Here is a 13,826-nt window from a genome sequence, read left to right on the forward strand (position 1 = left end):
AATTATAATTTTTATTAATATTTTATTTTCAAATATGTTACTTTTAGATATATTAGTTTTTAATATAAATACACATCTAGCAATGATTTTAACTATATTACTACTAAATACCTTTTATGGCTTTAACTTATATTTATATTTAATACTCAATTTTCTTCATATAAAAATATGCCCATCTTATAATAAACAGTATTATTTTTCTGTCCATTATAAGATGAGCATATTAATTTGATTAACTCTTATACAAATATTAAATTTTAATTTTTAATATCTAGCTGATATAGCATCTGCTATAGCTTTTGCTACTTTTGTTTGACTATTTGGATCAGCACATCTTGCAGCTTCTTCTGGATTAGATATAAAGCCTACTTCAATTAATATTGCTGGCATTTCAGTATTTCTAACTACTTTAAATGCACTATCTTTAGCTCCTCTGTTCGCTGTTCCAACCGCACTTGCTATATTGCTTGAAACCGCTGCTGCTAAGTCTTTACTCTTTGCAAGTCTTTCAGCACTGTATCCACCACCAAAAGTATCATCTTGTGCAGATGAACTATAATAAACTTCAACACCTTTTGCTGTTGCTCCAGCTGTGTTATGGTGTATACTTACAAATAAATCAGCATTAATATTGTTTGCAATATTAACCCTATTAATTAAGCTTTGAAGTTCAGCTGTAGTACTTCTATCACTCTCTTCTCTTGTCATAATAACAGTATATCCTCTGCTTTGAAGTTCTGACTGTAACTTTAATGCAGTTTGCATATTTAAATCTCTTTCTGAATAGTTAATACCATTATGAGTTGCATATGCTCCATCATCTCCGCCATAATTATGACCCGCATCAACTACTATTACTTTTTTGCCAGCAGTTGGCTTATCATGTATTATTGTCGAATTATTATTGTTAGTATTACCACTGTTACTATTATTATTGTTTGATGATGAATTATTAGAAGATGAATCACTTCCTGTTCCTGGTGTTGCATCTGTCTTTCCATCATTACTAGATGATTTAACTTTCTTACCATCTGAACCCAATTTAAATCCATCAATTGTTGTATTAGTAACAAGTTTTCCTGTTGTTGTATCTAAATAATATTCATCCCCATTAGATTCAACCCATCCTGTTGTCATGGCTCCACTATTTGACATGTAATACCATGATCCATTTAAATTAATCCATCCTTTAGACATTGCTCCTGTATCATATAGGTAGTACTTTTTACCTCCTACATTAATCCAGCCTGTTGCCATATCTCCGCCTGAATTTAAATAATACCATACATTATTTACACTTATCCAGCCAGTTAGCATTTTACCGCCATTATCAAATGCATATGTCTTAGAATTTATAATTTTGTATCCTGTTACCATGGTTCCATCACCTTGAAGATAATACCACATATTATTATCTTTAAGCCAGCCTGTCTTTAAGGCTCCACCATTTCCAAAGTAATACCATTTTCCACCTATTTCTTTCCATCCTGAGCCTTCACTCATTGCTCCAGAACCATCAAAATAATAAAGGTTATTTCCATCATATAATGTTCCTGTTGCCATTTCTCCAGATTGCTTAAAATAGTACCATTTATTATCTATCTTTTTCCATCCCTTTACCATTGGTCCTGCTTCATCAAAATAGTACCATTTTCCATAGTCATTTAGCCATCCTGTTAGCATTACCCCATCATTTTTCATCATATACCAGTTATTATTTTCCTTAAGCCATCCAGTTGCTTTGGTTTCATCAGATTTATAATAAAACCATACACCATTTTCTTTTTTCCATCCAATTGTTGACTCTTCATTAGGTGATGTATCTTGAGTTTCTTCCACTTTCTTTAATTGAATAACTTCTGTTGCATTCAATCCGCTTGGAATACTTTCTGGTTTAGCAGGATATGGGGTACTAGATGATTGATTACTGCTATTGTCACTATCGTCATCGAAATCATCTTCTATTTCTTCATCACCTATGCTTACGCCTGAATATTTAAGTAAATCTCTATATAATTTGTTTACTTCTTCTCCATACGTACTACTAGGTGCCCAGTTTCCACTTAGAGAATTAACAGTTTTTGCGTTTCCTTTGATAGTTGCAAAATGCCTAGGGTCATATGTATCACTTTTAGGATATCCCTTTGCCCCAGCATATAGAGCTAAATGATCCAAGTGAGCTTGTACGCCTTCATCCCATGTATTAAATTTTTGATGAGCACTTGCATCATAATCTCCGCCTCCAGATGATGTTTTTAATCCGCATGGATTATGATAACTCTCATCTATGACTCCACCAAACTTACCATACCCTGTTTCCTTAGCAGCTTGTACATATGCTATTGCCGGATTTACATCACCACAGTCTTCTGCATATTTAAAATATAATTCTGCTAAATCTACAAAAGTATCAGTTGCACCCTTTGATTTAGCCCATTTAGCTGCTTGTTTTTCAGTTACATCCGTATCTGATATTATAGAAATATCACTAATATTAGCTGCTTTTGCATTTAATGTCGGAACCATACTTAGTAACATTGGAAACATAACTACAAAAGTAATAAGTTTTTTTTGTATTTTCAAAATGGTTCTCCCCCTCTCTTATTAGATTTTAGCAAAAAATGATATATGATTAAAGAGAATTTTAAAAAATATAAACTATTTTATCATTATTAAGAAAATTTTAATATTATGCAGTAATAAGACAGCTATTTCAAGATTTATTTTTTCTTAAAACAGCTGTTTACTACTTACTATTAAAATTCAATTGATCCCTTAAAATATGCATCTCCAACTTTATTAAAGCCTAATTCTTTTAATGCATATAACACAATAGAAAATACCTCATAAGATGAAGTTATTTCTCTATTTAGTAATGTTAATTTCTTAAGGACTTCTTTTTCAATAACATTTAAATCTGAATCTGATAATGTTTGATTAATTTCATTTGATGCATTTAAAATTGATTGTCTTACTTTTGAAATATTAAATTCTTCTTTATGTCCCTTTTTTTTGATTATATCCATAAGACCTTCCCCCTCTACTATATTCTACAAATTAAAATATATTTCTTATATTTATATTATAATATATAACTTTTAACTATTAAACAATAATTTGCTTATAGTTCATTTTTAAAAGAATTTAAATAGGCACAAAAAGCAAATAAATTAGATAATTAATATAATATGCGTACGAGTTATAGAAATATAGCCTTCTGATTAATTATTATAAGGTTTAATATAGTAATCTATAAGCAATCTATAATTATATATTTATGTAAAATAAAAAGGCGCAGAAAAATCTTTCAATGTTCTTCATACGCCCAACTTTTTATATTAAACTAGCCTTCATAAACTCATTTATAATTATACTATTTGATTAACCTATCTTCCTATAATCTATTTACGGCAACAAGACTTACAAGACTTCCCAGCACAACAACATTTACATGGATCAAAAACAAATGTTGCATCGAATTCAACTTCATTACCACATGATTTTGCTTTAAATGTTAATGTTTTTGAATCTCCTGGTTCTAAATCTTCATCTGGTTTAAAGCATAATCCACCATTTCCAAATATGAATGTTCCAAAATCATGGACTACTTTTTTCCATTCATTTTTATAAGGATTATAGTACCAGCCCTCACCATAATCAGGCTCTATCTTAATATCTGCGCTTCCACAACATTTTAATGCTTTAAATTTAAAACATTGTGTTGATGATTTACATACATAAATTGCTACATTCTTTGGATCAAGTTCAACATCTAATGCACAGTTTATTTTTGTTGAAGGATGGTAATAACCTTTTTCTCCTTCACTTATTTCAGTTGTTTCTGTTACTTCAGTTTCAGCTCCATCTTGTGCGTTTACTAGTACATCTTTTTCATTTATTTCCATATATTTTTCCTCCTAAGTTATATTTTAAATATCCTCTGTATTGTATAATATGGTTCTCTTTATAAAAGTGTTACTTATTTTTTACATATTATTTATTACATTCTTTACAGCAATTACATGGATTATAGCTAAATACAGCTGCAAAATTAACGCAACTATCTGTGCACTTATCTATTACTGTAAAGTGTAAAATATCAACATCCCTAGGATTTAATTTGCATTTAGTATATACAACTACTCCGTTTCCAACTATTTTATATCGTCCAAGCCTTCCAACCATTTCTGAACAATGACGATCTCCTTTGTGATTAATCCAAACTTCTCCACATGATTTCAATACTTTAAATGTAAAATATTGAACTCTTCTAGGACATAAATAAATAGCTCTATTCTTATTATCTAATTCAACTCGTAAATTACATTTTATTGAAATATGTGGTTTTTCTTTATTTCTGCAATGACTTGTACACGTCATATCATAGTCATCTGATGTGATATGACATTCTCTAGATGATGTAGTATCACACTCATCTGATGATGTCATATTACATTTTCCAGATGATGTTACATCACATTTTTCAGATGAAGTCATATCACATTTCTCAAATGATGTTACATCACATCCTTCAGATGATGTCATATCAGATTTCCAAGATGATGTAGTATCACATCCTTCAGATGATGGCATATCACATTCATCAAGTATCATATCACATTCTTCACATATATCTTTAATTCTTCCTTTATATCTTCTATCATTTACTTTCATATCATATCCTCCCCAGTTTATCTTCTTGTATATTATTCTTTTCAACCACAAAGTACTATTTAATTACTTTCCTATAACTTGTAAATAAATTTAGACAGAAATCATACTTTATAATATTCTGATATATTAAATTTCGTGTTAAAAAATTCACTTAAAAATGCTATTGTATAATAATTTACTTTGATGCATGAACCTAATACTATCAATATCATATTATGGCTATATAGAACTATGTTTAAGGAGATAACGGATTTGGCATATTCAGTTCGGGTTAATTGTGAGAATTCAACTTATGTTAGCAAATCTCATTCAAATACCAACTATTCAAATGATAAAAGCTTAATTGTTAGCTTACTGAAAGGACAAGATCCCAAAGTAAATGCAAGTATTTCTTTATTAGCTTTTCCTGCTCTTAATTTAGAATTCAATAATATTAATCATGCTTATCTATATTTGTTTTTGGAAGATATTAAAACTGTTACAAATAAATCTACTAAATTGAATATTATTAGTGATTTTGACTATATAGATATAGAAAAGGTTAATTGGAATAACTATTCTGGAGACAGTCTATCTAATAAACTCTTCATAGAAATTTCTGTTTCTCAAATAAATTCATACATTAAATTTGATGTTACAGACCTTATAAACAATTTATCTAAATTTGATATAAACTATAATTTATTAATTTCTCCTATAACACCATCAACAAGTACTTTTGTTAAGTTTAGCTCATGTAATTCAAATAATCCTCCATATCTAGTTTTAGAAAAATTTGAAGATGATTACTCAAAATTAAGTACTGAGAATACTTATGATAATGCCACAACATCAAATGATAAAAATACTTATACTAAAGATACAACATTAGATTATGAGAATTCTTATGACGATGCCAAAGCTTTAAGTGATGAACATACTTACAATGAAAAAAGTAACAATTATGAAATAACAAATGATATAATTGATAACATTAATTTAGATAGTGAAGATAATATAGATACATCAAATTATATAAACTTTAAAGATAATGAATATAGTACAGATAGTCATCTTAATATTGATTTTGATTACGACTCCAACGATAATAATTCTAATGATCTTCCTCCTAATAACAATAACTTTAATGAGATAATAGAAAAAATAGATAATATCTATAATATACTAACCAATAATATTACTAATATAGATGAGAAATTATCTAGATTTGATACTCAATTTATAAATTATTATAACATTCTTAATGAATTATCAGATATGGTAGATAATCTAAATAATAAAACAGAAATAATTAATAATAGCCTTTCTTCTTCTAAATACATTATTCAAGATTTATCTAGCATTATTAAAAGTATTAATAACAAAATTGATCTTTTAGATAATAACTTTTCATCATCTAATGATATACTACAAGATTTAACTAATATAATTAAAAATCTTAATAATACAGCTAATATATTAGACAATAGCTTTTCATCATCTAGTAATCTTATTAATGACTTGTCTAATATCATAAAAAATATGAACAATAAAACTGATACTCCCAAAAAAGATGTAAGAAGCTCTGATGATAAACTTAGCAAATTATTTGATATGGTTAACCCCAATTCCCCTATCTTAGATTTTGGAAATATTATATCTATGATGGATACAATAAAAGATACATTTGGGACTTCAAAATCAAAGGCTGTTATAGACACAAATAATACAATTGATGACTTTTCTGATATTGCTAAGCATATTTCTGATAAAATTAATCAAATTAATGATAAAGCAGATTCATCTGATAAAAAAGTTGAAGATTCATTTCAAGAATTAAGTAATAGTATTCTGAATGCTATAAATAAGAATATATCTTTATTAAGTAAAGATATTAATGACTCTAAAAATGAAGTTTCTGATAATGAATAAAAATTAAAAGACCTCTTGGATACTTTTATGAATATCCAAGAGGTTCCTTGTAAATTGCTTATGCTTCACTCTTACCAACATCAGAAAGAATTAATCCATCATTATGGTCAAGAGCCCAGCTTATACCCCAGTCATTTTGGAATATAAGAAGATTTCTGTCTTTAATATCTTTAACTTTTCTTGTATCTGAAGTTAAATTCAATGAATCCATATCAACGTCTTTGTTTTCAATCCATCTTACATATCTATAAGAGTTTCTTTCCATCTTAACATCAACATTGTATTCATTTTTCAATCTGTATTCTAACACTTCAAATTGAAGAACACCAACAACACCAACAATTATTTCTTCCATACCAATGTGTATTTCTTTAAATACTTGTATTGCACCTTCTTGTGCTATTTGTGTAACACCTTTTATGAATTGTTTTCTCTTCATAGTATCAACTGGTCTTACTTTAGCAAAGTGTTCTGGAGAGAATGTTGGAATTCCTTCAAATTTAAATTTCTTTGAAGGACTGCATAAAGTATCTCCAATTGAGAATATACCTGGATCAAATACACCTATTATATCTCCTGCATATGCTTCTTCAACAATTTCTCTATTCTCAGCCATAAATTGTTGTGGCTGAGCAAGTTTTATTTTCTTACCGCCTTGAACATGATAAACATCTTCACCTTTATTAAACTCACCTGAACAAATTCTCATGAATGCGATTCTATCTCTATGAGCCTTATTCATGTTTGCTTGTATCTTAAATACAAATGCTGAAAAATTCTTATCAAATGGATCAATAAGTCCTTCTGATGAATTTCTTGGAAGTGGTGATGTTGTCATTTCTAAGAAATGTTCAAGGAATGGCTCAACACCAAAGTTTGTTAAAGCTGATCCAAAGAATACTGGAGTTAATTCTCCCTTTCTTACAGCTTCAATATCAAGTTCATCACCTGCTATATCTAAAAGTTCAATATCTTCCATTAACTTATCATGAAGTGCTTCACCTAAAATTTCTCTGAATTTTGGATCATCTGGTGTTCCTTCAATGGCCTCAACTTCATTTTGGCCATGGTTTCCACCATTAAATGCTATGATTCTGTTGTTATCTCTTTCATATACACCTTTAAATTCCTTACCTGAACCAATTGGCCAGTTCATTGGATATGTTTTTATTCCAAGTTCATTTTCTATATCATCAAGTAAACCAAATGGATCCTTAGCTTCTCTATCCATCTTGTTTATGAATGTAAAGATAGGCATTTCTCTAAGTGATGCAACGTGGAATAACTTTCTTGTTTGATCCTCTATACCTTTTGCTGCATCTACAACCATAACTGCAGAGTCTGCTGCCATAAGAGTTCTGTATGTATCTTCTGAGAAGTCTTGGTGACCTGGTGTATCTAATATGTTTATACAGTGTCCACCATAATTAAACTGCATAACAGATGAAGTAACAGAAATACCTCTTTGCTTTTCAATTTCCATCCAGTCAGATACTGCATGCTTAGAAGCCTTTCTCGCTTTAACTGAACCTGCAAGCCTTATAGCTCCTCCATATAATAAAAACTTTTCTGTAAGTGTAGTCTTACCAGCATCCGGGTGGGATATAATCGCAAAGGTTCTTCTTTTTTCAATTTCTTGTTTATAATCAGCCACGTTTTTTCCTCCTAAAATCTTATATAGTATATATTAATCATCTATTTAATATCTTAAACATTTTATTAAAAATATCACAAATCTCTTAAACACTTTATTAAAAATATCACATTGGCATAAATTCCCCTATCTAAAATATTTCAAATACATAAAAACTGTAATAACCTAGTACTATTAATCTTTGCTTCTCACATAAAATATGTGCTAAAAATACTATTTAACTGAAATATTATATCATAATAAATTTTCAATGTACATTATTTGCAAAAGCAGCAATGCTACTAAAATAAAGTCTTTCCACATCTTAAATCATTTCGCATCTAAGAAAAGTATGCTAGTACAAATATTTTAGACTAAAGCAGAATAAAGTAGTTCTATTATATTTTTAAAACATTTCACCATGTAAAAATAAACAATAGTAATATACAAATCGAAATAGTTGTAAATCGATACTATTTAGTTATCCCTCTGTAATCTAGCGCGAACAATCTTATTTGTAATTTTTTAGGATTATTATGCATTTATTTCTTGAAATATCATTAAATCTAAATCATTCTATAAGATGCACCCATTGAAAAATTCTTTAATACCATACATAAGTTTAGTAACATACATAACAAAATAAAAAACTGCCTTAAAACTAAATTAAATACTTTTATTATATCTAATATAGCCTTAAGGCAAAGCTTACTTAATTATTTTTTGTTTTTAAATATATTAAATTCTGCTTACAGTAACTGTATAAACATACTCACCTGATGATATCTTACCTGTTACATTAACTTTAAATGTATATGTTTTTAATAATGTAGCAGTATCTTTTACATCAAATGTAGTATTATAAATAAGATCCGTAAATATAATTGTTCCTTTCTTTTTACCTGACTCTTCTGTTATTACAAGAGATCCTACTTTATTATCTATATTTTGATTTGTTGCTGATATAGTATATGCCGTATTAGTAGCTTCAAGAGTAGTCTTCATTACTAATTCGGCTCCACTACCTGTTGTTACATTAACATTAAATTTTGGTGCACTACTTCCTGCTGTAATTGTACAATTATCTGCATCTATACTATAGCCAGTTGTTGGGAATTTTACTGTAAGAATATACCCATTATCTGTTCTAATAGCAGTAGATCCACTTGCCTTAATTCCACCATCTAATGCATCCAATACCTTTTGTACTTCTTCATATTGAGTCTGTGCCTTTTCTAATGCAGTTATATATGCTTGTATTTTAGCACTATCTATTATATCGGTATAGTTAGTTCTTATAGTATTTAAGGTCTTACGTACTTCTACAAGATCATTATTTCTTAATGATGATGAAATTTTAGCCGAATCTATATTCGTAGTAATTACTCCTTCACTAACTACTGGACTCATGTAAAGAGAGTTTATACTCTTATCAACAAATTTTAGTGTATATTTTGATAATTTATCTTTGCAAGTACTTCCTTCTGCAGCCAATTCATTATATCCATTTCCAATTAGGCCACCATTTTCATCTCTAAGTTTTAAATCATCTGAAACAATATTTCCATCAGTAATTTCTTTCTGTAATTTGTTCAATGCTTCATTAATTGAATTATATTTGTCTCTAATTGATTCAAGCTTAGTTAAGGATACTGTTTCACCTGTATCTAATCCATTATTAATAATATAATCATTAAAGCTGTCAATGTCCTCTTCTAATTTCTGTTTAGTTTTAATAATAGTTACTGCTTGAACTACTTGTGATTTTATTAATGATTTATCAGTTTCAAGAATATTTACTAATTCTGAAATATTATCATCGGATAATGATGCTGGAACACTCTTGAAATCTTTAAATTTTGTTTTATTTGATAACAATGAAACATATTTATTTGAAATTGGAACATAACTCTTAGTAACATTATCTATTCCGATAACTTTATAATCATCAGCTTCGAAATTAACAGCAGCACCAGTAGTTGACTGTTCTATATTACTAATCATACTATTTAATTTCTTGCCTTGTGTAATTACTGTATCAACAGCTTTTATTCTATTCTCAAGATTTGTTCTATCTATTAAGCCTGGTGTTAATGATTTAACTTTTTCTAATGCTATTGTTCTTAATTGATCAATAGTATATGAGTCACCTTCTCCAGAAATCGTAACTTTAGCTGAGCCATCATTTTCAAGCAATATATTAAATGTTATTGTATTAGTAGGATCAAGCTTAGATACCTTTTCTAATGCAGATACATAGCTTCTAGCTTCTTTAAGATTTGCTGCTGCTGAAGTATTTGTTCCTAACTGTTCAACCCTAAACAACAATGTTTCATATTCACTTCTATAAGGATCATTTGCATTAATCTTATCTTCAATTTTCTTAATTAAAGCTGCATTATTTGTAGAATTAGCTTTTTCTGCTGCTTCAACTTCTTTTGTTATATCTTCTAATTCCTTTGCCTTATCAATCAATCCGCCTAATGATGTATTTTCTGCATTACCTACAATTGTTCCAACACTAGAAACACCAAGTTTAATGTTAGTTGCATCAGTTACTAATTTACCAATTGATCCATTACCTTCAATTACGGAATTAACTGCGCTTGAAGCTACATTAACTGTATTTACTGTTCCATTTAGCCTAATCTTTGAAATTAGCTCAGTAAGATTTAATGTATCAATTGTTGCACCACTATTTATTGTTACAACTTCATCAGTCTTAACATTTACCTTATTATATCCTGTACCTGCAAGAGTTACTCCTCTTTCTATATTAACTATTTGTGCAGTACTTCCATTTCTAAGTGTAACTGTAGAATTTGTTCCAGGTCTTAATACTTCAATGTAATTAACTTGACAGTTATCTAATATAATATTGTCTCCACCATTTATTACAATCTTATTAGCCTTAATATTTTGTAATGTAATTTCTTTATTATTTGTTGCTATTCTTATTGTACTATATGTGTTACCCTTCATTAATTCTGTACTTGTACTATTATTTATAATAGCTTCATCACCAACTATTACTGGTAATTCACCATTATTGGTTCCTGATCCAGAACCTGAGCCGTTTCCTGAACCTGATCCGTTTCCTGAGCCGCCTTCTCCAGATCCGCTTCCTGATTTTTGTCCACTTATTGTTATTCTAATACTATCAGTTATTCCTGATCCATCCTTAGCAGTTGCCTTAACAATAACCACACCATTTTCTTCAGCAGTTAATAATCCATTATCGCTTATTGTAGCCTTTCCAGTTTCACTTTCTACTGACCAATCGACCTTCTTATTATCAGCATTTACCGGTAATACATCAACGCTAAACTTCAATGTTCCCTTATCAGTAGTTATTTCCTTCTTCTTGCCTTCTGGTGCAATAGTTATATCTTGAACTTTTACTATTCCTAAATCTTCTGCATTATCATCAGTAACCTCAATTTCTTCCCATACAGCATATAATTTAATATCTTTTTCTACTTTTATTTCATCATCATAGTCATAGTCTTCTCCATCGCCGTTTTTCTTAGTATTCCATTCTACAAATTCATAGCCTTTCTTAGTTGGCTTATAAAGAGTTATGGTATCCCCATCTTTAGCATTTTTAATCTTAAGATCTTCGCCATCATCATCTTTAAATATAACTTGGAATTTCTCTTTTGGTGCTAAAGGATCATATGCTGTTACTGGATTTGTTGAGCTTGAATCATCTTCTGATGAGTCTATAACTTGTGAAGGGTGTGCGATATTATCATTTGTTCCATACCAATCAAATGATTTTGTTGGCACCGGTAAATCATCTCCATAAAATACTCCATCTGATCCTGCTGTATATACTTTCCCATTTATTACTACAGTTCCTGTTTGCATGACACCCGAATCAGCTAAAAGATAAATATTTCCACCTATTTGAACTACTCCTGTCTGCATTACACCATTTTTATCTGCATAATACCATCCTGTTCTATCATATATCCATCCTTTTTGTAATTGTCCGCCTACATAATAGTACCAGTTTTCTCCTTGCTTAGACCATTGTCCATTAGTTTGTCCCACTCCTGCATAATTTACACCTGCAGCTAGTACTGTTGTTGGGCATATAGAAAAAATGCTACTTGTTATTACACTTGTAGCTATTAACTTCTTTAGAAAATTGTGCTTCATTAAGATAACCTCCTAATTCCTAATGTTTATTTTACTATCTAATCTTTTAATTTATTATCGGAAATTTTGTTAAATTCTATATATGTAATGGAAAAAATCAACTTGAAAAAATATAAAATGAATCTTATTAGATTTGTAATACAAATCTAATAAGATTCATTTTATCATATCAACATCTAGTCATTTCTTAATTATAATCTCCTTTATATAATTAAGATTAATCATTCTATATATTTTATTACTCTGAAATATTTAAAATTGAATTATCCTCATCAAATGTATTAACATTAAATAGGAACAACACATCAGTAATACCATCATTCTCTATAAGATAATCTAAATTATCTACATAATATCTTAAGTCTACTACATCTATCTCTCCATAATGAGTTGTTAAAAAAGGAATAAAACTATTTGCATATGAGTCTTTTATAACAAGTAATTTCTTTTTATAATCTCCATCGGTTCTAATATTTATAAGAGGGTGATTTCCATCTGTAAATACTTCATATTTTTCTTTTCCATCTAGCTTTGAATTATTATATAAACTTGCTACTTTTTTTTCTTCATTTACATAATTGACAACTATATTATTTTCATATTTTGGAGCATAAATTTTAATTGTATCTGGCTTTCCTATTCCAGTCCCCATTTTATAATATAAACTTCCATAAAAATCATTAGTAACATCTTCTACATCAAATTTATCTTCAGTTAAATATTTAATTCCTAACTGCTTACACATATGAACATATGCTATATATGCACCTTTAGTGGTCCAATGATGATCTGTCTTATAATAGAGGTCTTCATTTTTATGTTCCTTAAAATCATCAACTACATCAATAAAATTAATATTAGCTGTTAGATTTTTTTTCACATTATTAATATATTCTATTTGACTATCTACTGGTGCATACTTTGGCAATTTATCTTTCAATATCTCAGAGGCTGTAGGTACCAGCATAAAGGATACATTTAAACCATTATTTTTATTTGCAAAATTATTAATGTTATTTATTTTCTCAGTTAATATACTATTATCATTCTTTTTAAAATCTTCAATTAAATAATTGTCCTCTCCTAGGTATACATTATTTATCTTATTTTCACCAACCATAATTTCAGTTTTTGCTTTAAGCTTTATCCAAAAGTCTCTGCCTGGAAATTGATCAGATATATAATTTTCAAATTTACTAGAAAAATCTCCTTCAAAAAAACTACTCATTGAAAACTTTGGCATTTGTTGTAATGTTCTATTTTCCAGTACTGATATTTGTTTATTTTTATGTATAATGTTCATAATTGATATTTGGCTAATTAAAAATAAAAATGTCAAACTCAATGTAATACAATATTTACTCTTCTTTCTTTTCCTTTTTATTACCTTTTTTCTCTTTTTCCTTACAGTTCTTCTTTCATTTGTATATTCCACTTATTAGCC

At 28.8% G+C, this 13,826-nt stretch carries 8 protein-coding genes; 1 reads left to right on the plus strand and 7 read right to left on the minus strand.

Translation table 11 applies throughout. The features are described from left to right. Nucleotides 1-264: 264 nt before the first annotated feature. The 4 genes from BN2920_RS19730 to BN2920_RS19745 all read right to left on the minus strand — a co-directional run bounded on the left by BN2920_RS19730 (nucleotide 265) and on the right by BN2920_RS19745 (nucleotide 4,674). Nucleotides 265-2,583 (minus strand): N-acetylmuramoyl-L-alanine amidase, encoded by a 2,319-nt coding sequence (locus BN2920_RS19730; protein WP_058296672.1) that lies wholly within the window; start codon nucleotides 2,581-2,583, stop codon nucleotides 265-267. 173 nt (nucleotides 2,584-2,756) lie between these two features. Then, complete coding sequence (locus tag BN2920_RS19735) at nucleotides 2,757-3,026, minus strand: ATP cone domain-containing protein (protein WP_058296673.1); 270 nt, start codon at nucleotides 3,024-3,026, stop codon at nucleotides 2,757-2,759. A gap of 375 nt (nucleotides 3,027-3,401) precedes the next feature. Further along, on the minus strand, nucleotides 3,402-3,905 hold the full coding sequence (locus BN2920_RS19740) for a hypothetical protein (RefSeq protein WP_058296674.1): 504 nt from the start codon (nucleotides 3,903-3,905) through the stop codon (nucleotides 3,402-3,404). An 88-nt stretch (nucleotides 3,906-3,993) separates the two neighbouring features. Then, nucleotides 3,994-4,674, minus strand: coding sequence for a hypothetical protein (locus BN2920_RS19745; protein WP_058296675.1), 681 nt, complete (start codon nucleotides 4,672-4,674; stop codon nucleotides 3,994-3,996). A 252-nt stretch (nucleotides 4,675-4,926) separates the two neighbouring features. Between BN2920_RS19745 and BN2920_RS19750 the strand changes: the two genes are divergently transcribed. Then, complete coding sequence (locus tag BN2920_RS19750; protein WP_058296676.1) at nucleotides 4,927-6,585, plus strand: DNRLRE domain-containing protein; 1,659 nt, start codon at nucleotides 4,927-4,929, stop codon at nucleotides 6,583-6,585. Between the two features lie 58 nt (nucleotides 6,586-6,643). Here BN2920_RS19750 and BN2920_RS19755 read toward each other — a convergent pair whose 3' ends face one another. From BN2920_RS19755 to BN2920_RS19765, 3 genes are all read right to left on the minus strand, one after another. After that, entirely contained in the window at nucleotides 6,644-8,239 is a 1,596-nt protein-coding gene (locus tag BN2920_RS19755; RefSeq protein WP_058296677.1) for a peptide chain release factor 3, read from the minus strand. 717 nt (nucleotides 8,240-8,956) lie between these two features. After that, on the minus strand, nucleotides 8,957-12,382 hold the full coding sequence (locus tag BN2920_RS19760; RefSeq protein WP_058296678.1) for an InlB B-repeat-containing protein: 3,426 nt from the start codon (nucleotides 12,380-12,382) through the stop codon (nucleotides 8,957-8,959). A gap of 238 nt (nucleotides 12,383-12,620) precedes the next feature. Continuing rightward, entirely contained in the window at nucleotides 12,621-13,817 is a 1,197-nt protein-coding gene (locus BN2920_RS19765) for a DHHW family protein (protein ID WP_058296679.1), read from the minus strand. Between the last annotated feature and the right edge of the window lie 9 nt (nucleotides 13,818-13,826).

The organism is Clostridium neonatale, from assembly GCF_001458595.1.
Classification (GTDB): Bacteria; Bacillota; Clostridia; order Clostridiales; family Clostridiaceae; genus Clostridium; species Clostridium neonatale.